The 20518-nt window shown below is 63.1% G+C and carries 21 protein-coding genes and 2 pseudogenes; 11 read left to right on the top strand and 12 right to left on the bottom strand.

What is annotated here, in order from left to right:
- Together TabM4_RS21665 and TabM4_RS21660 are read left to right on the top strand one after the other, a co-directional pair.
- The gene (locus TabM4_RS21665; protein ID WP_434622393.1) at nucleotides 1-693 is read left to right on the top strand and encodes an ABC transporter ATP-binding protein; all 693 of its coding nucleotides are present in this window, start codon (nucleotides 1-3) and stop codon (nucleotides 691-693) included.
- A gap of 15 nt (nucleotides 694-708) precedes the next feature.
- Nucleotides 709-1089, top strand: coding sequence for a hypothetical protein (locus TabM4_RS21660; protein ID WP_434622391.1), 381 nt, complete (start codon nucleotides 709-711; stop codon nucleotides 1087-1089).
- 45 nt (nucleotides 1090-1134) lie between these two features.
- On the opposite strand, the gene TabM4_RS21655 is transcribed toward TabM4_RS21660, so the two are convergent.
- Nucleotides 1135-1305 carry a hypothetical protein gene (locus TabM4_RS21655; protein WP_434622389.1) on the bottom strand — a complete coding sequence of 57 codons (171 nt, stop codon included), beginning with the start codon at nucleotides 1303-1305 and terminating at the stop codon, nucleotides 1135-1137.
- Between the two features lie 121 nt (nucleotides 1306-1426).
- Here TabM4_RS21655 and TabM4_RS21650 point away from each other — a divergent pair, with 121 nt between their 5' ends.
- Nucleotides 1427-2191, top strand: coding sequence for a helix-turn-helix transcriptional regulator (locus tag TabM4_RS21650; RefSeq protein WP_434622387.1), 765 nt, complete (start codon nucleotides 1427-1429; stop codon nucleotides 2189-2191).
- Between the two features lie 33 nt (nucleotides 2192-2224).
- Here TabM4_RS21650 and TabM4_RS21645 read toward each other — a convergent pair.
- From TabM4_RS21645 to TabM4_RS21635, 3 genes and pseudogenes are all read right to left on the bottom strand, one after another.
- Nucleotides 2225-2461: pseudogene (locus TabM4_RS21645) on the bottom strand (transposase); the annotation flags it as partial.
- Between the two features lie 60 nt (nucleotides 2462-2521).
- Nucleotides 2522-2641, bottom strand: a pseudogene (locus TabM4_RS21640) (transposase); the annotation flags it as partial.
- Between the two features lie 6 nt (nucleotides 2642-2647).
- The gene (locus tag TabM4_RS21635) at nucleotides 2648-3052 is read right to left on the bottom strand and encodes a RidA family protein (RefSeq protein ID WP_434622385.1); all 405 of its coding nucleotides are present in this window, start codon (nucleotides 3050-3052) and stop codon (nucleotides 2648-2650) included.
- A gap of 156 nt (nucleotides 3053-3208) precedes the next feature.
- On the opposite strand from TabM4_RS21635, the gene TabM4_RS21630 reads away from it, so the two are divergent.
- From TabM4_RS21630 to TabM4_RS21600, 7 genes are all read left to right on the top strand, one after another.
- Nucleotides 3209-3907 (top strand): glutamine amidotransferase-related protein, encoded by a 699-nt coding sequence (locus TabM4_RS21630; RefSeq protein ID WP_434622383.1) that lies wholly within the window; start codon nucleotides 3209-3211, stop codon nucleotides 3905-3907.
- Between the two features lie 42 nt (nucleotides 3908-3949).
- Nucleotides 3950-4789 (top strand): DMT family transporter, encoded by an 840-nt coding sequence (locus TabM4_RS21625; protein WP_434622381.1) that lies wholly within the window; start codon nucleotides 3950-3952, stop codon nucleotides 4787-4789.
- Complete coding sequence (locus TabM4_RS21620; protein WP_434622380.1) at nucleotides 4789-5385, top strand: NAD(P)H-dependent oxidoreductase; 597 nt, start codon at nucleotides 4789-4791, stop codon at nucleotides 5383-5385. Before TabM4_RS21625 ends, TabM4_RS21620 begins: the two co-directional genes overlap by 1 nt.
- Nucleotides 5386-5395: 10 nt before the next feature.
- Complete coding sequence (locus tag TabM4_RS21615) at nucleotides 5396-6178, top strand: creatininase family protein (protein ID WP_434622378.1); 783 nt, start codon at nucleotides 5396-5398, stop codon at nucleotides 6176-6178.
- Nucleotides 6179-6183: 5 nt separating this feature from the next.
- Nucleotides 6184-7428, top strand: a complete 1245-nt coding sequence (locus TabM4_RS21610) for an amidohydrolase family protein (protein ID WP_434622836.1) — start codon at nucleotides 6184-6186, stop codon at nucleotides 7426-7428.
- A 93-nt stretch (nucleotides 7429-7521) separates the two neighbouring features.
- On the top strand, nucleotides 7522-8934 hold the full coding sequence (locus TabM4_RS21605; RefSeq protein WP_434622376.1) for an FAD-binding oxidoreductase: 1413 nt from the start codon (nucleotides 7522-7524) through the stop codon (nucleotides 8932-8934).
- Nucleotides 8935-8976: 42 nt separating this feature from the next.
- Complete coding sequence (locus TabM4_RS21600) at nucleotides 8977-10623, top strand: ABC transporter substrate-binding protein (RefSeq protein ID WP_434622374.1); 1647 nt, start codon at nucleotides 8977-8979, stop codon at nucleotides 10621-10623.
- A 69-nt stretch (nucleotides 10624-10692) separates the two neighbouring features.
- On the opposite strand, the gene TabM4_RS21595 is transcribed toward TabM4_RS21600, so the two are convergent.
- Both TabM4_RS21595 and TabM4_RS21590 read right to left on the bottom strand, forming a co-directional pair.
- Nucleotides 10693-13107, bottom strand: a complete 2415-nt coding sequence (locus tag TabM4_RS21595) for a GcvT family protein (protein ID WP_434622834.1) — start codon at nucleotides 13105-13107, stop codon at nucleotides 10693-10695.
- Nucleotides 13108-13114: 7 nt separating this feature from the next.
- Nucleotides 13115-14635, bottom strand: a complete 1521-nt coding sequence (locus TabM4_RS21590) for a trimethylamine methyltransferase family protein (RefSeq protein WP_434622372.1) — start codon at nucleotides 14633-14635, stop codon at nucleotides 13115-13117.
- A gap of 151 nt (nucleotides 14636-14786) precedes the next feature.
- Here TabM4_RS21590 and TabM4_RS21585 point away from each other — a divergent pair, with 151 nt between their 5' ends.
- Complete coding sequence (locus TabM4_RS21585) at nucleotides 14787-15707, top strand: LysR substrate-binding domain-containing protein (protein ID WP_434622370.1); 921 nt, start codon at nucleotides 14787-14789, stop codon at nucleotides 15705-15707.
- Between the two features lie 306 nt (nucleotides 15708-16013).
- Here TabM4_RS21585 and TabM4_RS21580 read toward each other — a convergent pair whose 3' ends face one another.
- From TabM4_RS21580 to TabM4_RS21555, 6 genes are all read right to left on the bottom strand, one after another.
- Entirely contained in the window at nucleotides 16014-16352 is a 339-nt protein-coding gene (locus tag TabM4_RS21580; protein ID WP_434622368.1) for a MocE family 2Fe-2S type ferredoxin, read from the bottom strand.
- A gap of 26 nt (nucleotides 16353-16378) precedes the next feature.
- On the bottom strand, nucleotides 16379-17368 hold the full coding sequence (locus TabM4_RS21575) for a sterol desaturase family protein (RefSeq protein ID WP_434622366.1): 990 nt from the start codon (nucleotides 17366-17368) through the stop codon (nucleotides 16379-16381).
- A 154-nt stretch (nucleotides 17369-17522) separates the two neighbouring features.
- Entirely contained in the window at nucleotides 17523-18209 is a 687-nt protein-coding gene (gene deoC, locus TabM4_RS21570; RefSeq protein ID WP_434622364.1) for a deoxyribose-phosphate aldolase, read from the bottom strand.
- Nucleotides 18210-18279: 70 nt separating this feature from the next.
- Nucleotides 18280-19107, bottom strand: coding sequence for a 3-methyl-2-oxobutanoate hydroxymethyltransferase (locus TabM4_RS21565; RefSeq protein WP_434622362.1), 828 nt, complete (start codon nucleotides 19105-19107; stop codon nucleotides 18280-18282).
- Complete coding sequence (rbsD, locus tag TabM4_RS21560; RefSeq protein WP_434622360.1) at nucleotides 19107-19571, bottom strand: D-ribose pyranase; 465 nt, start codon at nucleotides 19569-19571, stop codon at nucleotides 19107-19109. Before rbsD ends, TabM4_RS21565 begins: the two co-directional genes overlap by 1 nt.
- A gap of 31 nt (nucleotides 19572-19602) precedes the next feature.
- On the bottom strand, nucleotides 19603-20514 hold the full coding sequence (locus TabM4_RS21555; RefSeq protein WP_434622358.1) for a ribokinase: 912 nt from the start codon (nucleotides 20512-20514) through the stop codon (nucleotides 19603-19605).
- Nucleotides 20515-20518 lie beyond the last annotated feature (4 nt).

Here is a 20518-nt window from a genome sequence, read left to right as displayed (position 1 = left end):
ATGGCGCCGGGCGACATTCTGGTCGATGTGCGGGGCGTCGCCAAGCATTATGGCGAAGGCGAAACCCGTGTCGATGCCTTGCGGTCCGTGGATCTGCGGGTGCATGTCGGCGAAGTCATCGCGCTGCTGGGCCCGTCCGGTTCGGGCAAGACGACGCTGCTGAACGTGATCGGCTGCATTCTTGCCCCGACCGCGGGCCGGGTCGAACTGGATGGCGATGCGGTGTTCGACGGCAAATGGCTCCGCAGCGATCTGCGACGGCTGCGCCTGGACAAGATCGGCTTTATCTTTCAGGCGCACAACCTGTTGCCCTTCCTGACCGCCGAAGAGAACGTCTCGGTCGTGCTGGACCTTGCGGGCTGGACTGCCGAAAGAGGCCGAGCACGGACACGCGAACTGCTTGATTACCTTGAAGTCGGGCATCGGGCCAAGGTGAAGCCGGCCCTGCTTTCCGGGGGCGAAGCGCAACGCGTCGCCATTGCCCGCGCGCTGGCGAACCGCCCCCGGATCATCCTGGCCGATGAACCCACGGCTGCGTTGGACAGTAGTCGGGCGCAACTTGTGATGGACCTTCTGCGAAAGCTCGCCAGCGACCAGAAGGCCTGCATCATAGCCGTGACGCATGATGAAAAGATCTTCGACCGTTTCGACCGCCTGATCCACCTGCGCGATGGTCGTCTCGTGAACAGCTGAACCAAGGAGAAGGCCATGCCCGCCCGCAGAAAGCCCCTGACGGCCGTCGCCGTTGTCGCAATCGTCTTCGGTCTCCTGACCATCGTTTCTGGAGGCCGCGCCCTTTTTGGTGGCGCCGACATGGGGGCCGTCGTCCCGTTCGTTCTGTGGTTCAACTTCCTAGCAGGGTTTGCCTACATCATCGCGGGTCTGGGGCTTTGGTTTCGGACTGGCTGGGCATCCGGCCTTGCCATCGCCATCACCCTTGCGACCGGAGCGATCTTTGCGGTGTTTCTCTTGGAGGTCTGGCGCGGGACTGCATACGAGGCGCGGACGATGGGTGCGATGGCGCTGCGCCTGGCGATCTGGGTGGTGATCAGCGTCGTGGCGGCAAGGGATAATGCCAGTCGCGCATGACGGAAGGCAATCCTTTCACAGGGCACCATGCGGCCTGCCGCGATACTAGCAAGCAGGCGGCGTCACGTCTGACGGGACATCCCGTGCCCCCTCGCACTGACCCCAAGCGTCGCAATAGATCAACTGCTCCAGCGGCAGGCGGCTTGCCCAACCCTTAGCCGCCAATTCGGGCTGGTCGTAAAGCTCCTCGACGTAGCCGAGGCAAAGCCAGGCCACGGGAACAACGCTTTCGGGCAGGCCAAGGATCTCGCTTAACGCGCCCGACCCCCAGATAGAAGAGATCTCAGGAGAAAACGGACGAAAATACTGGCGTTTTCCGCCCGGCTCATTGGGCCGCATGGTCGAGCCGACGCTCGATGAGCTGACCGCAGGGCACCGCGCAGCCGCCATTGCACGGCGCGAGGGGGATGAGTTGACGGCAGACACGCTGGAGCGCTTGCTGACAAAGGTGCAGGCCATGTTCCGCGAGGATCGCCGCCGGAAGATCGCCGCTGACCTTGAAGCGCAACTGATGGCCGATGGTGTTGCCTTTCGACCTGGACCGCGTGAAAGAATCCCTTCTGAGATTCTCTCCGCACTTCGGGAGGCAATTCTTGCAGGGGTCATGGTCTCCGCCGACCACCGCGCTCGTGGCACCGCAAAACTCTCACGAAATACCCGGCTCGGCCCGATTGCGATGCTATTTGGTCAGGGGCGCCAATACTTGTTGGCCTGGAGTGAATATCAGGACGATCTGCGTCTGTTTGCACTGGCTGGTTTCGAACGGATTTCTTTGGAGCCCGATGTCTACGAACGCCCCAAAGAGTTCGATCTGCAGGAGTGGTTGTCCGAAAGCTTCGGCGTCTGGCGCGAGGAACCGCAGGACGTCGTCTGGCGCTTTCTGCCTGAGGTCGCCGATGAAGCTGCTGGATATGTGTTCCATCCGAAACAGAAGACCGAGCGTCTGGAAGACGGATCACTGATGGTCCGTTTCCGCGCTGGAGGCCGTCAGGAAATGGAATGGTATTTGGTGAGGTGGGGCGATCAGGTTGAGGCGCAGTTCTTGGCAGCTTCTGGTGACCCAGTTTCTGATACGACCGAAAGTGACGCACCCCAAGAGTAACTTGAGCTCGAATCAACAAAGAAAGTACAGGGCCTTTTTTAGAATGTCTCGCTCCTCCGACACGCGCGCCAGCTCGCGCTTCAGCCGACGGATCTCGACATCCTTATCGGTCTCGCCAGTGGCCGCCTTCGCGAACTTGCGCTTCCACGCATGGAGCGAATGCAGGCTGACCCCGAGCCGCTCCGAAACCTCCTTGATCGGGTAGCCCCGCTCCGTGATCTGCGCGACCGCGTCACGCTTGAACTCGTCCGTGAAATTGCCTGCGCCCATCATGGCCTCCTTGCCTCAAAGTTAGCGAAGAAGACGTCCAGGAAACATGGGGCTATTCACGTCGATCCACAGGTAAGGCAACTCGCCTTCGAGGGTGCGGTTAAGGAAGGCCTTCACCTTGCCGTCGATCTCTTCGCAGAGCCGCGACACCTGGCTCTTGCTGATCCCCGACATGCCCATAAGGTATCACGGCGAGTGATCAATCGATGCCATAAACTCGACCTCAATCTTGAATTCCGGCCGCGAGAATCCTGACACGATCAAAAGTGTGGACGCCGCCGGCATGGTTTGTGTCCCGAGGAAATCGTCGCGGGCGGACATGTAGACCGGAAGATCGGCACGATCCGTCAACCAGGCGGTCATGTGACAGATATTGCGAGGTTCCATCCCTGCCTCTGTCAAAATGGCACGGATATTGGCGAAGATGATCGCAAGTTGCAGAGCGGTCGTCGTGGGTATCTGTCCGTCTGCGGCAATGCCCAATTGGCCGGAAGACCGGAGGATATTCGACGCGCCCGGCACCAACACCGCATGGGAGTATCGCGCAAGGGGCGGGTGTATCCTGGGAGGGTTCAAGGTTCTGTGCGGCATGGGTCCTCTGTGCCAAACTATCGGCAGTCCTTGCCGGAAGCGCGCAAGAAATTCCGGGCTCACGACCACGTTTTCCTTTTGAACCGTGACGCCGCATTTTCCCTATCATGCGGCTGTGGCTTACAGCCCGTCAGACAAACCCTCAGGAAGCCCCCCATGCCCGCACGGAAATTGGTCCTCGTTCGACACGGTGACGATCCACCGGATGACCGGGTGGTCAGCTTTGCCGTCATGAATGGCTTTGACCCTGTGCTTCTGCGCCCCTTCAAGGGGGATGTGCTGCCGACGCTTGATGCAAGCATCGCGGGTTCGGTGATCTATGGCGGCCCGTTCAGCGTGTTCGAGGAGGACCGCCACCCGTTCTTGCGGGCCGAGGCGGACTGGATCAGGGCCTGCATGGCAAATGCCGTGCCGCTTCTCGGGATATGCCAGGGGGCGCAACAGATCGCGCGTGTCATGGGGGCAGAGGTTGGCCCACCCGCAAGCGGGCTGCATGAATTCGGCTATTACCCTGTCTCGCCCACGGAAGAGGGGCGCGACCTGCTGCCCGAAACGCTTTACATGACGCAGGCACATTACCACACCTTCGCCATCCCTGACGGCGCGGTGCATCTGGCCACAAGCCCGCTTTACCCGAACCAGGCCTTCAGGATCGGCGACAGGACCTTTGGCTTTCAGTTCCATCCCGAATGCACGATCGAGGGATTTCGCCGGTGGCAGTCAACGCCCTGGGCGGCCTATGGCAAGCCTGGGGCGCAGACACGGGCGGAACAGGACGCGCTGATGCTGGACCACGATGCAAGGCAGGCCGAATGGTTCTATGCCTTCCTCGCAAGGCTTTTTGGGTCAAACTGAATGCTGGGTCTTTCCGAAAGCAACCCGCGTGCATTCGGGATCATGGTCACGTTTGCCGGCGTTGCCGTTTTTGTGCCGGATGCATTGGTAATGCGGCTGGTTGGGGGTGACATGCTGGCACTTGCCTTCTGGCGTGGGCTGTTGGCGGGCATCGTCCTGCTTGTCGGCAATGCCCTGCTGGTCCCCAACAGCCTGCCGGCCAAAGGGGAGTGGTTTGATGGGACCGGGATGACCGTCATCTTGCTGAATGCGGCGGGCGTGCTGAGTTGGTGTTCGGCGATGGAATACACCTCGGTCGCCAATGCCCTGCTGGTATTGGCCAGCGCCCCCTTCATCGCGGCCGTTCTGTCATGGCTGTTTCTGCGGGAAGGCATCGACCGCACAACCGCTGTAGCGATCGGATTCGTGTCCCTTGGCGTGATCGTCATCGCCTCGGGCAGTCTGGGTCAGGGGAGGTTGATCGGCGACCTGTTCGCCCTGATCAACGCAATCACCATCGCCGCCTATTACGTGACCCTGCGAAAGGCAGGCAGGCGGAACATGCTGCCGCATCTGGCGCTCGGCTCGATGCTCGGGGGCGTGCTGGCACTGCCTTTCGCCGACTTCGTCCCTGTCGATACGGCGACCCTTCTTCTGATCCTTCTGTCGGGGGCGGTGATCGTTCCGCTGGCGGCGGGGCTGCTGTTGCTTGGGCCGCGCTATCTTGCCGCGCCTGAAGTGTCGATGATCACGCTGCTGGAACTTATCCTCGGCCCGCTTCTTGTCTGGGTCGTGCTGGGCGAGCATCCGGGCCAGCGCACCTTGCTGGGCGGTGCCATCATCATCATGGCGGTGTTGTTCCATGCCATGCGCCGTCTGAACCGTGCCGGGGTGACGGCCTGATGCGGCTTCTTTTCGTCCACGCGCATCCCGTGCCGGAAAGCTTTAACCGCGCCCTTTGCGATCTGGCTGTGGAAACCGCAAAGGCGAATGGGCATGAGGTCAGGCTGATCGACCTCCATGCCGAGGGATTCAATCCCGTGATGAACGCGGATGAACGGCGGCACTATCACGATGACGGTCCTTGCCCCTCTGACGTGGCCCCGCATATCGACCTGTTGCGCTGGTCCGAGGGCATCATCTTCGTCTATCCGACATGGTGGTATTCGCAGCCCGCCATCCTGAAGGGATGGATGGACCGTGTCTGGCGACCCGGTGTCACCTTTACCATCCCAACGGTTGACGCGCCCATGCGCCCTGCCCTGACCAATGTCCGCTTGATCGGCGTCATCACCACCTTTGGATCGCCTTGGTGGTTCTGGACATTCCTGATGGGGGTGCCGGGACGCAGGATCATCCTGCGCGGCCTTCGTTTCTGCACGGCGCCGCGCACGCGGACCTTCTGGCTGGGACTGCACGAGATGGACACCCAGACCGATGCCAACCGCAGGCGCTTTGTTGATCGGGTGCGCGCGCGCATCGCGCGCATCCCCCTGTGACGGAGGAGCGATGCCTTATGCAGGCCCCTGGGGCGATCTGACGGCCCGTGAATTCGCCGCGCTTGACCGTGGATCGGCGGTGGCGATCCTTCCCATCGGCGCTGTCGAACAGCACGGACCCCATCTTGCGATGTCCGTGGACCATGATCTGGTGGGGGCCGTCCTTGCACGAGCCATGCCCCTGCTGGCTGATCGTGTCACGGCCCTTGCCCTTCCCGCGCTTCCCATAGGCAAGAGCAACGAACACCTTGCCGTTCACGGCACCCTTTCGCTTTCGTCGGATACGCTGTCGCGGCTTCTGTCCGACATTGGCCGATCCGTCGCCCTTGCCGGGGTTGGCAGATTGCTGATCCTGAACGGCCACGGCGGCAACCGCGCCATTCTGGAGATTGCCGTGCGCGACATCCGCGAGAGATTCGGCCTTGTGACGGCGCATGTCGCCTGGGACGATCTGGCCGAGACGGAAGCCATCGTCGGCAGGGACGAGGCCCGGAACGGCCTGCATGGCGGCGATGTCGAGACGTCGGCGATGCTGGCCGCCTTTCCCACCAAGGTCAGGATGCCGTTTGCCGAAGATTTCACCTCCGCGCATCGGAAATGGCAGGTGGACCATCCCGACCTCGGGCTTGGCAACGCGCCGATGCGCCCCGGCTGGCTGATCGGCGATCTCAATCCGCAAGGCGCGATCGGCAATGCGGCTGCTGCGACCGCCGAGAAAGGCGAGGCGCTGCTTGGCACCGCCGCGGCACGACTTGCCGAACTGATCGTGGCCTTCGCCGCGTTCCGTCCGTGACAGCCATGTTCCATCTGCTGAGGAACGTCGCCTGTCCCGAAAGTCTGCTTTCCTCGCCTGATCGTTTCGGGGGGGAGCGACGTGATGGTCTGCGGCATGGCGATCTTCTGATCCACGATGACCGCCTTCTCGGGTTCACCCGGTCGCATCCGGCCGAGGCGCGCATCCTTTCCTGTGATGGCCGGATGGTCCTTCCCCCGCTGATCGAACCGCACCTCCATCTTGACAAGGCCTACACGATCCACCGTCTGCCCGATTTCGGCGGCGACCTGCTTTCGGCGATCAACGCGCAAGAGGCCGACAAGGCGAACTGGACGGATGGCGACCTGCGCCTGCGCGCGGAGCGGGCCATGCAGGAATTGCTGGCCGCCGGTGTCGGCCTTGCCCGCAGTCATGTGGACTGGGGCCATGGCGCGGACCCGACGCGCGTTCCCCGCGCCTGGGACATCCTGTCCGAAGTGGCGCAGGATTGGCGCGGCCGCGTCGATCTTCAGCTTTCCTGCCTGCCTGCGATCGACATCCTCGCCGATCCTGATGCAGGCCCCCGGATCGCGGCACGGATGGCGCAATCGGGGGGTGTTCTTGGCGCTTGGTGCCTTGGCCACGATCGGCGGGCAGAGGGATTTGCCGCGGCTTTCCGTCTTGCCGAAGAGTTCGGACTGAACCTTGATTTCCATGTTGACGAAGGTCAGGGCCGAGACCTTGACGGTCTTCGGCTTATTGCCGACATGGCGCTGCGAACCGGGTTCAAGGGATCGGTTCTTTGTGGCCATGCCGTCAGCCTGATGGACATGGACGGCGACGCGCTATCGCGTCTGCTGGATGCGATGGCGCGGGCCGGCATCGCGCTTTGCGCCCTGCCGACGACAAACCTGTTTCTGCAATCGCGCGGCACAGGCACGCCAGACCGCCGCGGGATCACCCGCCTGATAGAGGCCGCAGAGGTCGGCGTGCAGACCTGCCTCGGGACCGACAACGTGCAGGATGCCTTCTTCCCGCTGGGACGTCACGATCCCTTGGCCACGCTTTCGGCGGCGGTCCCGGCCCTGCATCTGACTGCCCCGCTTGCCGCCCATCTTCCCCTTGTCTCGACCCGAGCTGCCGCCGCCATGGGTGCGCGGCCTGCCCATATCGACCAGCTACCGGCCTCGGCGCTCTGGCTGGCCGAGGCGCGCACCGTGCCGGAACTCCTGTCCTACCTGCCGCATCGTGTTCCGCTGCGGGACATCATCGCCGCCCCTGCCGGATGACGCAGAAATCCTTTGGATCACGGCCTTGTTTTGCTTGCGTGTGTCGGGGTCGGCCGCACCCTAGGCTTGCCGGAATTGATCCTATGGGCAGGCATGGCCATGACCAGCATTTCCGGCAAGACATCCCTCGATTGGGAAGGCATTGCCTTGGCCCTTTCCCCGGTCGGGTTGATCGAAGAACCGGTGCTGGTCAAGAAGCGGAGCCGTGATTTCTTTTGGTATTCCCCCATCCTTGACCGCAAGCTGAAGGGCTGTTTCGGGGATCTGGTGGCGCAGCCCGCGACGGTGGCCGAACTCAGGCATTGCCTTTCCGTCGCCGCCGCCCATCGCATTCCCCTGACCGTGCGTGGCGGTGGCACCGGCAATTACGGCCAGTCCGTGCCGCTTGAAGGCGGCCTCATCCTTGAAACCACGCGGTTGAACCGGGTCATCGAGATTGGGCCGGATTTCGTCCGGGTGGAGGCCGGTTGCAACATCCTTGCCCTGAACGACGCGCTAAAGGCGCGGGGGCGCGAACTGCCGGTCTTCCCCTCAACCCAGGACATCGCCACGATCGGCGGCTTCATCTCTGGCGGGTCGGCAGGCATCGGCACTGTCAGCCACGGAATGTTGCGGGATGCCGGAAACATCCTTGAAATCCGCGTGCTGTCCGTCGAGCCCGAACCAAGGGAAGAGGTGTTCCGCGGCGATGCCATCAACCTGATCCATCATGCCTGGGGCATCAATGGCGTCATCACGGAACTGACGCTGCGGACCGTGCCGACCGAAGACTGGATCGGCTGCATCGTCACCTTCGACAGCTATCCTGACTGTCACGGCGCGGCGATCAACCTTGCTACGTCGGAAACCATCCGCCGCAAACTCTGTTCGACGCTGGATGCCCGCATCGGAACCTATTTCGACCGACTGAAAGGCATCGTGCCGCCGGATCGCGCGATGCTTGTCACGCTGATCCCCAGGGGCCAGATGGACGATTTCCGCGCCCTCGTCGCAGCCCATGGCGGCAGTCTTGATCTTGCGATGGACGAAGCCGAACGCATCGCCCGCAAGCTGCCGCATGTCTTTGAATTCTCCTACAACCACACCACGCTTCAGGCGTTGAAGTCGGATCGCAAGGTGACCTACCTGCAGATCCTTTTCCCGGCCCCCGTGAACGTGGCCAAGGTCGTCGAACTGCGGGCTGTGCTGGGCGAGGACGTGTTCATGCATCACGAATTCGCCCGGATGGGGGGCAAGGTTGTCTCTTTTGACCTGCCCTTGGTGAAATACACCACCGACGAACGGCTTTACGAGATCATGTCGATCTACGAGGCGCATGGCTGCCCTGCCTCGGACCCCCATTCCTGCATCATCGAGGAGGGTGGGATGAAGAAGGCCGATTACCGCCATCTGGCGTGGAAGAAGAGGCTTGATCCGCTCGGCCTGCTGAACAGCCCGAAATCCCGCGAATGGGCGCGCGTCCGCGACATGACACCCGAAGCCATCGAAGCCCTGCATCAACCCTGACCAAAGGGTGGCCAAACCGCCCGTCCAACAAGGAGACCTGCCATGATCCACACCGACCGAAACGGCAAGCCGCTACCCGGCCATCTGGAAAGCGCGGCACGGACGGCGGGCCGCGATCCCGTCAGCCGCCGCGAATTCCTTGCCATCGCCACGGCCTTCGGGGCCACGACGGCGACGGCCTATGCGATGCTGGGCCTGCCCGCCCCCGCCGCCGCGCAGGAAACGCCGGTCAGTGGCGGCACCCTGCGCGTTGGCATGCAGGTGATGGAACTGAAGGACCCCCGCACCGCCGACTGGTCGCAGATCGCCAATCTGGAACGGCAATTCCTGGAGCCGCTGGTCAAGTACACCTCGGACTTCACCTTCGAAGGCAAGCTTCTGGAAAGCTGGGAGGTGAATGCCGATGCCACGCAATATACCCTTCGCCTGCGCCCTGGCGTGACCTGGACCAATGGCGATGCCTTCAACGCAGATGACGTGGTTTTCAACCTTACCCGCTGGTGCGATCGCGGGGCCGAGGGCAATTCGATGGCCTCGCGCTTCTCTGCCCTGATCGACGAGACGACCGGCAAGGCGCGCGACGGGGCCATCGTCAAGGTCGATGACCTGACCGTGCAGTTGAACCTGTCGGCGCCCGACATCGCCATCATCCCGAACATGGCAGATTACCCGGCCCTGATCGTGCATCGCAGCTATGAAGAGACGGGATCGAACCTTGCCGCCAATCCCATCGGCACCGGCCCGTTCGAGTTGGAAAGCCATGCCGTCGGTTCGGCGGCGCGTCTGGTGCGGCGCACGAATGGCGCCTGGTGGGGAGGCGAGGTCTATCTGGATGCCATCGAATTCACCGATCTGGGCAACGATCCCACGGTCGAGGTGAACGCATGGGCGGCGGGTGACATCGACCTCAACCAGCAGTCCAGCGAGAATTTCATCGACCAACTTGACGCTCTCGGCCTGATCCGCAACGAAATCGCGACGGCGAATACTATCGTGGCGCGGATGAACGTCCAGCAGGAACCCTACACCGACAAGCGCGTGCGGCAGGCCATCCAGGCGGCCGTCGACAATGCCATCGTGCTGGAACTGGGCATTTCAGGTCGCGGATCGGTGGCCGAGAACCACCATGTCAGCCCGATCCATCCCGAATATGCCGAACTGCCGAAACAGTCCCGCGATCCGGAACGCGCCAAGGCCCTGCTGGCAGAGGCGGGTATGTCGGACTATGAATTCGACCTGATCTCGATTGATCAGGACTATCATCAGGCCAGTTGCGATGCCATCGCCGCGCAGGTGCGTGACGCAGGCATCAACATCAAGCGCACCGTCATGCCGGGTGCCACGTTCTGGAACGACTGGACGAAATACCCCTTCTCGATGACCAACTGGAACATGCGTCCCCTGGGCGTGCAGGTTCTGGCACTTGCCTATCGGTCGGGCGAGGCATGGAACGAAAGCGCCTATTCCAACCCCGAATTTGACGCCAAGCTGGCACAGGCCCTTGCCACGGCCGATGTGGAGGCACGCCGCACCATCATGGCGGAGCTTCAGGCGATGCTGCAGGATGACGGCATCCTGATCCAGCCCTTCTGGCAGAACGTCTATTCGCACAACACGCCACGCGTTAAGGGCTATCGTGTGCATCAGACCTTCGAGATGGATCTGGGCAAGGTCTGGCTGGAAGGCTGAGTTCTGGCGGAACCAGCAAAGAGAAAGGGCCGGGTTCCCGGCCCCTTCGCCTTATCTGAAGCAGACGGTTCAGAGACGGAGGCGCCGCCCTTCGGGATCGAAGGCAGGACCGGACAGAACGATCGCCCGATGCGTGCGGCCAAGAACCATGACCGACAGCTCTGCTCCTGCCGCGATGTCGGGGCGCAGATAGGCCAGCGCAAGGGACTGTCGCACGTGATAGCCATAGGCCCCTGACGTGACCTTGCCCGCAGGCTTTCCCGCCGTGTCGAAGATCGGCTCGTTTCCGGTGGCATCGGCGGTCGTGGCGTCGATGGCGATGATCCGCAGCACCTCGCGCGGGGGGTGGGCCGCGATGGCGGCATAGGCTGCCTTGTGCAGGAAATCCTTGTCCATGCGGATCAGCCCGGCCAGCCCTGTTTCCTGCGGCCAGTATTCGGGCGAATACTCCCGCCCCCAGCTGCCATAGCCCTTTTCCACCCGCAGGCTCATCAGGGCGCGGCTGCCCACGGGGCCTGCGCCAAGGGGCGCACCCGCCGCCAGCAGCGCCTCGTAAAGCGAGGGCTGATCGGTTTCGGCGCAGTGCAGTTCCCACCCCAGATCGCCGGTAAAGGACAGGCGCAGGGCAATGCAGTCGATCCCCGCAACGGTGATGCGGGCGGCACGGGCAAAGGGGAAGGCCGCGTTGGACAGGTCGGCCTTGGTCAGGGGTTGCAGCAGGTCGCGCGCCCGCGGGCCTGCCACGTTGAAGCCTGCCATCGCCTCGGTCACGCTGTGCCATTGCGTCCCGGCGGGCAGGGGCAGGGCATCGAAGAAGCGGCGGTGGTAGCGTTCGGCCATGCCGGAGCCGACCATGAAGAAATCGTCCTCGGCAAGACAGGTGACGGTGAAATCCCCCGCGATCCCGCCGCGCTTGCCGATCAGGGGGGCAAGGCAACTGCGCCCTGGCACGGACGGGATACGGTTGGCCAGCAGCGCGTCAAGCCAGTCGCGCGCGCCGGGGCCTGTGATGCGGTAGCGCGCGAAATTCGAGATGTCGATGAGCCCCGCCCGGTCGCGCAGCATCCGCGCCTCGCGCCCGACGGGTTCCCACCAGTTCTGCCGTTCGAAGCCAACCGTTTCCTCCTGCGGTTCACCTTCGGCGGCGAACCACAGCGGATGTTCCCACCCATAGTTCAGCCCGAACACCGCCCCCATGGCCTTTTGACGCCCGTAGACAGGGCGCGTGCGGACGGGACGCCCAGCCGCGCGTTCCTCGTTCGGGAAGTGGATCTTGAAGCGGTTGGCATATTGGTCGCGCACCCGCGCCTTGGTGAAATCGCGCCCCGCCCACGCGCCAAAGCGGGCGAGATCCCAGCCGAACATGTCAAGCTTCGGTTCGCCCTCGACGATCCATTCCGCAGAGAGGAGGCCCAGTCCCCCGGATTGCGAAAAGCCGGGGATGATCCCGTTGCAGCAGAAATAGTTACGCAGTTCCGGCACAGGGCCGAAAAGGGCCGAGGAATCGGGTGACCAGATCATCGGGCCGTTGATGACGCGCTTGATCCCCGCCGTGCCGACCGCGGGAACGCGCGCGATGGCGCGCATCATATTGGGTTCGATCCGGTCCAGATCGTCGGCGAAGAGTTCATGGCCAAAGCCGGCGGGTGTAGCCTCCTCGGCCCAGAAGCGCATGTCGCGCTCATAGGCGCCAACCAGCAGGCCCTTTCCCTCTTGCCGCAGGTAGTATTCCCCATCACGATCCGCCACCGAAGGAAGGCGTCGGTCCATTGCGGCGATCTCGGCGATGGTTTCGGTGACGAAATACTGATGTTCCGTCGGCATCAGCGGGAGTTCGATCCCCGCCATCCGCGCCACCTCGCGCGCCCAGAGGCCGGCGGCATTGACCACCCATTGGGTGTGGATGTCGCCCATCGGGGTTTCCACGATCCACGATCCGTCAGGTTGCGTCCGCGTGGCCGTGACCGGGCAGTTGCGGTGGATCTGCGCCCCCCGCGCCCGCGCCCCCGCTGCATAGGCCATCGTCACGCCCGAAGGATCGACATTGCCGCCCTGCGGTTCGAACATGATGCAGCGGATGCCGTCGAAATCCACAAGGGGATGCAGCCGCTCGGCCTCGTCCCGCGTCACTTCGTGGAAATTCATCCCGTAATAGCGGGCCTTGGCGGCCTGAAGCCGCAACTGATGCTCGCGCTCCTCGGTCTGGGCGAGGTAGAGGCTTCCGGGTTGGAAGATGCCGCAGCCCTGCCCTGTCTCGGCCTCCAGTTCCTTGTAAAGGCCCATCGTATAATGCTGCAGGCGGCTGATATTGGTGCTGTCATGCAGACCGTGGATATTCGCCGCCGCGTGCCAGGTCGAGCCGGAGGTCAGTTCGGAGCGTTCCAGCAGGACGACATCGGTCCAGCCCAGCTTTGTCAGGTGGTAAAGGATCGAACAGCCGACCAGCCCGCCGCCGATAACCACCGCCTGCGCGTGGGATTTCAGTTTCTGCTCAGGGCTCGTCATGTCCGATCTCTTCCCGCCGTCTGGCGACATAGGCTTCAAGTTCTTCGCGCCGCGATGCTTCCATCGCCGGTTCCTCGTATTCGGCAAGCGCCTGTTGCCACAGGTCGGTCGCACGTTGTGCGGCATCCTTGGCACCTGCAATGGCCCAGTTCTCGTAACTGCGCCAATCGGACAGCATCGGGGTGTAGAAGGCCCGTTCATAGCGCGCCATGGTATGGGCCGAGCCGAAGAAATGCCCCCCCGCAGGCACGTCGCGGATGGCGTCGAACCCAAGCTCGTCGGAGTCCCATTTCACGGGGCGCAGGAATTCCACCATGTTTTGCAGGATCTCGACGTCGAGGATCAGCTTCTCGTAGCTGGCCGTCAGCCCGCCTTCGAGCCATCCGGCCGCGTGGTAGATGAGATTGGCCCCCCCCATCACCGCACCCCATGTCGCCATCGCCGTCTCATAGGCGGCCTGAAGATCGACGGCATTCGACGCATTGGCATTCGATGTTCGGTACGGCAGGCCATAGCGCCGCGCCAACTGCCCTGCGATGACATTTGCCTTTGCGTTTTCAGGCGTGCCGAAGGCGGGAGCGCCAGAGCGCATGTCCACGTTCGAGGTAAAGGCGCCATACATTACCGGTGCGCCGGGGCGGACGAGTTGGGTCAGGACCACACCGAACAGCGCCTCGGCGTTCTGCTGGGCCATCGCGGCGGGCAGGCTGACCGGCGTCATGGCGCCCATCAGGGTGAAAGGCGTGATCGTCACAGGCTGCCCGTGTTCCGCCATGGCGATCAGCCCGTCGCCCATCGCATCATCCAACAGCCGGGGCGAGTTGACGCTGATGATCGTGGTGACACCCGGTTCCTGCGCCATCTCTTCCAGCGTCGCGCCACGGGCGATGGCCATCATGCGGATGCCGTCCATGGCGCGCCCGCGCCCGATGGCGGTGCAATGGAAGGACAGTTCCGACAGGGTGAGATTGGCGAAATACGTATCAAGATGGCGGTTGTTGGCAGGCAGTTCCTGCGGGGCCGTCACCTGATTGCCGATCATGTGGATGACGTTGAAATGCTGCGCCAGCCGGATGAAGTTGCAGTAATCCTCGAGGTTGCCAGACCTGCGCCCCTTGATGCGGTCATGCACGTTGGGTGGTCCCGCGACCAGCCCGAACACCAGGTCCCTGCCGCCCAGATGAACACGCCGCGCCGGGTTGCGGGGGGTCAGGGAAAAGCTGCGCGGCACCGTAGCCAGCGCGTGATCGACGATGTCCTGATCCAGCCGCACGATCCCTTCGGCGTCCACATCGGCCCCGGCCCGTCGCATCAGGCCGCGGACATTCTCGCCCATGACCTTTATCCCCAGCTCCTTCAGGATGCGGATCGACGTGTCGTGCAAATCCTCCATCTGTTCGGCCGACAGCATCGCGAGGGGATCATAGGGGTTGGTCACCCGTTCCCACGACAGTTGCGGTATCACAGACCCTGCCGCGCCCCGCCGCCCGCGCCTTGCATCACGCATCGTTCTTCCTTTGGAAATCCGTTCAGGGCAAAGACCCAGCCTGCCTGCTGGCAATGAGCATAGGCGACAGAAAGCATCGGTTCACGAAAACGAAACGCGGTGCTGGACCCAAAATATTCTTGGTTGTCCACCATGGCCGAAGGGCCAGCCCTTGGTTATCCTGCCGTGGAGGGATACTGCCATGAAATCACTGCCACCCCTGAACTATATCCGCTCCTTCGAGGCGTCGGCCCGCCACCTTAGTTTTACCAAGGCCGCCGAAGAATTGGGTCTGACGCAGGCGGCGGTATCCGGCCATGTCCGTGCGCTGGAACAGTATATTGGCCGACCGCTGTTTTATCGCGCGCCGCGCAGCCTGAACCTTACCGAGGTGGCTGCATCCTACCTGCCAACGCTCCGACAGGCCTTGAACCAGATCGAGGTGGCAACCGCGCAGATCCTGACCGTCCCGCATCGACAGGAGGTGACGCTCGCCTGTCCCGCCTCTCTTGCGACCAATTGGCTGCCACAACGCTTGCACCGCTTCTCGGAGGAAAATCCCGAAGTGAATGTCACGGTCCATGCGACCATCTGGTCGGAAACAAGCGACCAGATTGCCGACCTCAGGATCACCCCACGCCACCATAGCCAGCCACTCGTGGGTCACAGCCTGGGTGAGGAATGTCTGGTCATGGTTTGCGCCCCCAGCCTCACGGAAGGCGAAGACGGCATCCGGACACCGAATGACATCCAACGCTTCGGTCTGATCCATGTGCTGGGTCGCCAAGAGCATTGGGCAGCCTTTGCCCTTCATCACCGCCTCTGTGATCTTCCGCTGGGCAAAGGGCTACGCACGGACAGTTCCAACGTCGCGCTGGAGATGGCCGTTGCCGGACTGGGCTGCGCAATCACGCTTGTCTCCCTGGCTGAGATCCACCTGCAAAGAGGAACCCTTGTGGCGCCGTTTCCCGAGCGTCTGCCAAGCGGATGGGGATATGATCTACATCCGGGGGAATTGAACCCCAGCCGTGCCTCGGAAAGGCTGATGAGTTTCCTGCTGGCGGATAGGTTTCGCCCCGATGGCGTGAAATGAAATCACGCCGCATTGCCCGCAGCAGCATGGCATGGTCGAGCGCGTGATCCGAACGACGCCAGTGGAGGAGCAAGTCGCTTGCTCTCAGGCGTATGCGGCTTGCCCGCCATTTTCATCCCCTTTTGAGTTGGGCACCGCCATGCGCGATCCCTGACAGTGTGCCACAGAGCCACCGCACTGTCCCGCCATGTCGAACGGCCCGAACCAGCTAATGCAACAGGCCCTTCTGAATGGCGGGCAGCACGCAACGAGTAAGAACATCCAAGCGCGTTTTACCGGAGTGATGCTGCCAAAGGCTTTTGGCAACTAAATGAAGACCAAGACCTGACCATCGTGCTCTCGCACGGGATAAGTCCGCAAATCGACACAGGCAGGAAGCTTACGCGATTCACCTGTGCGATAGTCGAATGTGCCGAAATGCCTCGGACACTCAATGATGTCGCCATCCACAAGACCGCCCGAAAGATGGATCCTTTCATGCGAGCAATGGCCATCCATGGCGAAGAATTCCCCTTCCGCCGACCGGATGATCACGAAGGTTCTGCCGTCGAAGTCGAAACGCATCACGTCTTCAAGGGGGATGTCATCGACGCGGCAGGCCGGAACCCACTGCCCGGCCTGTTCCCCGGCGCTTCCTGCATTCATGTCTCTGTCCTTTCATTGACGCTGTTTCAGCGCACCAGCTTCTTTGCGCGGATGCGCCGATACATGGCTTCGTCCGCCTCGGGAGAGCCGTCATGCGCCGTGCCGAACCATTCATCGAGCGGGATACGGCGTTCCCCGTAATTCACCTCGAAATACTTGTGGTGCAGGTAGTGGTAGAAATTGTCGGTGTTTATGGCCGCCTCGTCCGAGGTCACGATCCGGTCGAAGCCGACATGGGACTTCGCCGGAGACAGACCGGCATGCATGAGCTGGAACATCGCATGGAGGGGATGAAGCGGGACGATGAAATGGATCAGCACGCCCGAGAAGTAGAAGAGATGTTCCAGCGTCGACATCGACATGCCCGACCAGGGGCCGGGATTGACGTTCTTGTGATGCACCTTGTGGACGAGATGATAGAGCGGCCCGACATGGATCAGCCGGTGGATCAGGTAGAAGTGCAGCTCGCGCCAGGCGGGCATCAGGATCAGCGCCGCGACGAACCACAGGGGATGCGTGGCAAAGGACAGGAAGGGAACAAGGTTGTTCGCGTAAAGCCACCACATCACGCATTCGAAGGCCGTCCAGACAGGAACGCCGCTGCAAAATGTCCAGAAGATGTTTTCGGCATTCTGGCTTCCGAAGAGGAAGGTCGGATTGTCACTGTCCGGCCATTTCGCGTTGTACTTGAAATTCGTATCCTGCCGGCGCTGGACATAGAGGATCAGGTGGAACCCGCCGTAGAAGAGCAAGGTCCATCCGGCATTGCGCAGAAGGATGGCCAGCATCCAGCCGATCTCGAAGCTTTGCATCCGGGCGAGATCCGGCGTCAGGAACATCCAGGACAGGAGGGCCACGGCGAAATAGGCAAGGTTCCACGGCCAGAGATAGCCGGGCAGCCACTTCAGGAACTTGATGGGCTGGAAGGGCCAGACAAAGATCGGAGCCCGCTGCGGGCGCTTGTTCGGTGTCCAGTGGCCCCGCTTGTCCCGGGTGCCGAAATCGCTGTCTTTCATCGGTTGTCTCATCATCTGCTGGGCCACGCCCGGATGGGATGCGGCGGGTTCGGGAAAGGGATCCGCGGCCCCTTGCCGATCCCGCGCCGGGGCCGCGCGGGACGGGCCTTTCGGGCGGGGACGGTCTGATCGGGGCCTTTGGCCGGGGGCGGGGTCAATAGGCCCCCTTGCCCTCGGCCCCGGCCATGATCGCGGGGCCTGCGCTGGTGCCGATCAGATCCGCACCGGCGGCAAGGATCGCGCGGGCATCGGCAGCCGTGCGGATGCCGCCCGATGCCTTGACCCTGGCCCGCCGCGCCGTCTGCCGCAGGAATGTGACGATCTCCACCGTGGCCTTGCCGCCCTCGCCCCAACCGGAGGAGTTCTTGACATAGGCCACACCGGCGGCTTCTGCCGATTGCACGGCCTGTTCCCAATGCTGCCGGGGCAAGGCGCCAAGTTCGAGCATGATCTTCAGGGGAACGGTCCCCGCCGCCTGCACGAGGCTTGCAACCTCGTCTTCGAAGGCCGCGCCATCGCCAGAGGCCAGAAAGCCGATATTGGCCATGAAATCCACCTCCTGCGCGCCTTCCGAAAGGATGTCGCGCAGTTCGGCACGCTTGCTGCGGGTCAGGCTGCCACCCATCGGATAGGCCATGGCCGAACAGACCTTGACGGAGGCAGAGGCCAGTCGCGTCCGGCAGAAGCCGATCCAGCAGGGCTGCACCATCACCCCGTCAAAGCCGTGTTCCAGGGCCTGATCGCACAAGAGCGCGATGTCATCGCGCGTTGCGGCCGGAGAGACATTGGTGTGCTGAACTCTGGCTGCGATGGTCTTCAGATCTGGAAGGTCGTCCAACATGCGTTCACTCCTTTGTGCTGGGCCTCTGCACGGGCCGCCGGGGTGGCGGCGCCTGCGCAGGGCCGATTGATCAATGGCCAAGCCGACGGCCGAATTCCTCGATGATCCCGTCGGGCAAGGGCACGACTTCCGCCGCCGACGGATAGGCGGCGCCCGCGACATCCGATCGGAAGGCGCGGAACGCCCTTGCCCGTTCGGCGGCGATTTCGCGGTTGAGGCGCGCAAGATCGCCATAGCGCCGGGCATGGCGGGGGACGGTTTCGGTTTCGCCGCAGATGTCGCTGGCAAAGAGGAAGACCACCTCGGCGGCGGGGCCCGACCCGAGCGAGACCGTCACCAGGCCCGTGCGGCGCGACAGTTCCGCCATGAGGGGGGCCGGCACAAGTTCGGCTTCCACGGCGAAGGCCCCGGCCTCTTCCAACCGCCGGAACCGGTGCCAGAGTTCGACGGCTTCCTCTACCGATTTGCCGACCGACCGCACCGATCCGACCCAGGTGGATTTGCGCGGCACGAAGCCCAGATGGCCCATCACCGGAATGTCCTCCGAGGCCAGCAGCGACACGATCGACAGGCGTCGCCCTGTGATCACGGCATCGGCGCCGTCCGTCAGGGCCTTGAACGCGGTTCGCAGTATCTCGTCATCGGTGACGGCCTCGGCAAAGCCAAGCGCCGCCGTCACGAAGATCCGGGAAGACCCCTTTCGCACCTCGGCCACGTTCCGTGCCCGGCAGACCGCAAGCTCGATCCCCGCAGTCTCGGCGGCGGCGGCTTCCTCGGCGCTGTCGCAGGTCACCTGGGCGAAGGCGCCCGGTCGCCCCTTGGCCTGCCGCAACGAGGCGACGGTCGCGAGGCGCTGGCTGTCGCGCGCCGCCCAGTCGAATATCCGCGCCACCGGCATCACCCCTTGGCCAGCTTTCGCGCATATTCGGGCGGCGCGACCGTCCCCGGCTTGGAAAACCACAGCGGCGCATCCACACCCGAATAGAGAAGGATGTTTCCCCAGGGATCGAAGGCACCCGTGCGGACAATCAGCTTTGCCCGCTCTGCCATCTCGCCAAGGATCGTGGCATGCGGGATCATGGCATGGTCGCTGTCGGAGAAAAGCGCCCGGACGGTCTGCAACAGCAGCGGATTGTGATCGGGCAGGGCATCCGCATAGGCGACCTTCTCGGCCACGAATTCATCGGCGATCAGGGAAAGCACGGTCTTCAGGTCAGGCAGATCGGGCATCAGCGCCAGATCAATCCGCCAGGCGGATCGGGGGATCGGAAAGCCTGCATCGCAGACGATCATAAGATCCCCGTGCCCCATCAGCGAAATCGCGTGGCTCAGTTCGGCATTCAGCAGGCGTCCGCGCTTCATTCTTTCTCTCCACCGTTGCGGTTTGCACAGGTCACGTCAGCATCTCCATCAACTCGGCCCGCCGTGGCATGGCGGGGATCACGCCCAGTTTCGTGCAGGCATGGGCGCCCGCCGCCACGCCCCAGCGGACGGCCTCGGCCAGGGGGCGCCCTTCGCCAAGGGCCACGGCAAAGGCCGCGTTGAAGGAATCCCCCGCACCGGTGGTATCGACGACGTCCACCTTCGGGGCGGGCACCACGAGGTCGTGCTGATCGTCCAGGATCAGGGCGCCCTTTTCGCCCATCGTCACCACGACGGTCCCCACGCCGCGCCGGCGCAGTTCAACGGCAAGATCGCGGGTTCCGGCCGGATCATCCGGCCGCAGCCCAAGCAGAAGCCGCAGCTCGCTTTCATTGGGGGTCAGGTAATCCACATGGTCCAGGATGCCCTCGGGCAGGGCGGTCGCCGGCGCAGGGTTCAGGATGGTGCGCGCCCCTGCCGTCCGGCCCAGTTCCATCGCCCGTCGCGCGGCCTGAACCGGGATTTCAAGAACTGACATGACCACCGCGCTGCGCGCGATCCTGTCCTGCGCGCGGTCCACCAGCGCCGGGTCCATGAGCATGTTGGCGCCCATGTCGAGGATGATGAAATTGTCGCCCGCAGTATTGAGGATGATGAAGCCCACGCCCGTGGCCTTTTCCGGCATGCGGTGCAGATGCGTGGGATCCACCCCTTCCGCCGCATAGAGCCTTGTGGCCACGGCGGCCAGATCATCCTCGCCGATGCAGGCGACGATGGATGCCTCGGCCCCGAGCCGGGCGATGCCCACGGCCTGGTTCGATCCCTTCCCGCCCGGGCCCAGATCGAAATCCGAACCTAACAGCGTCTGGCCGAAGACCGGGATGATCGGAGTGCGGATCGTCATTCCCACAGCAAAGCTGCCGATCACGGTGATATGCGTCATGTCA

Source organism: Tabrizicola sp. M-4 (assembly GCF_051132405.1).
Lineage (GTDB): Bacteria > Pseudomonadota > Alphaproteobacteria > Rhodobacterales > Rhodobacteraceae > Paragemmobacter.
Note: the sequence above shows the minus strand (reverse complement) of the source record. Positions and strands in the feature narration are given on the sequence as shown.

What these genes read in the sequence shown, in the direction of transcription:
- TabM4_RS21665 (WP_434622393.1), top strand. Translation starts at nt 1, where the DNA reads ATGGCGCCGGGCGACATTCTGGTCGATGTGCGGGGCGTCGCCAAGCAT.
- TabM4_RS21610 (WP_434622836.1), top strand. Translation starts at nt 6,184, where the DNA reads ATGTTCCATCTGCTGAGGAACGTCGCCTGTCCCGAAAGTCTGCTTTCC.
- TabM4_RS21600 (WP_434622374.1), top strand. Translation starts at nt 8,977, where the DNA reads ATGATCCACACCGACCGAAACGGCAAGCCGCTACCCGGCCATCTGGAA.
- TabM4_RS21615 (WP_434622378.1), top strand. Translation starts at nt 5,396, where the DNA reads ATGCCTTATGCAGGCCCCTGGGGCGATCTGACGGCCCGTGAATTCGCC.
- TabM4_RS21625 (WP_434622381.1), top strand. Translation starts at nt 3,950, where the DNA reads ATGGTCACGTTTGCCGGCGTTGCCGTTTTTGTGCCGGATGCATTGGTA.
- TabM4_RS21580 (WP_434622368.1), bottom strand. Translation starts at nt 16,352, where the DNA reads ATGAATGCAGGAAGCGCCGGGGAACAGGCCGGGCAGTGGGTTCCGGCC.
- TabM4_RS21620 (WP_434622380.1), top strand. Translation starts at nt 4,789, where the DNA reads ATGCGGCTTCTTTTCGTCCACGCGCATCCCGTGCCGGAAAGCTTTAAC.
- TabM4_RS21650 (WP_434622387.1), top strand. Translation starts at nt 1,427, where the DNA reads ATGGTCGAGCCGACGCTCGATGAGCTGACCGCAGGGCACCGCGCAGCC.
- rbsD (WP_434622360.1), bottom strand. Translation starts at nt 19,571, where the DNA reads ATGAAGCGCGGACGCCTGCTGAATGCCGAACTGAGCCACGCGATTTCG.
- TabM4_RS21555 (WP_434622358.1), bottom strand. Translation starts at nt 20,514, where the DNA reads ATGACGCATATCACCGTGATCGGCAGCTTTGCTGTGGGAATGACGATC.
- TabM4_RS21575 (WP_434622366.1), bottom strand. Translation starts at nt 17,368, where the DNA reads ATGAAAGACAGCGATTTCGGCACCCGGGACAAGCGGGGCCACTGGACA.
- TabM4_RS21630 (WP_434622383.1), top strand. Translation starts at nt 3,209, where the DNA reads ATGCCCGCACGGAAATTGGTCCTCGTTCGACACGGTGACGATCCACCG.
- TabM4_RS21605 (WP_434622376.1), top strand. Translation starts at nt 7,522, where the DNA reads ATGGCCATGACCAGCATTTCCGGCAAGACATCCCTCGATTGGGAAGGC.
- TabM4_RS21635 (WP_434622385.1), bottom strand. Translation starts at nt 3,052, where the DNA reads ATGCCGCACAGAACCTTGAACCCTCCCAGGATACACCCGCCCCTTGCG.
- deoC (WP_434622364.1), bottom strand. Translation starts at nt 18,209, where the DNA reads ATGTTGGACGACCTTCCAGATCTGAAGACCATCGCAGCCAGAGTTCAG.
- TabM4_RS21565 (WP_434622362.1), bottom strand. Translation starts at nt 19,107, where the DNA reads ATGCCGGTGGCGCGGATATTCGACTGGGCGGCGCGCGACAGCCAGCGC.
- TabM4_RS21590 (WP_434622372.1), bottom strand. Translation starts at nt 14,635, where the DNA reads ATGCGTGATGCAAGGCGCGGGCGGCGGGGCGCGGCAGGGTCTGTGATA.
- TabM4_RS21660 (WP_434622391.1), top strand. Translation starts at nt 709, where the DNA reads ATGCCCGCCCGCAGAAAGCCCCTGACGGCCGTCGCCGTTGTCGCAATC.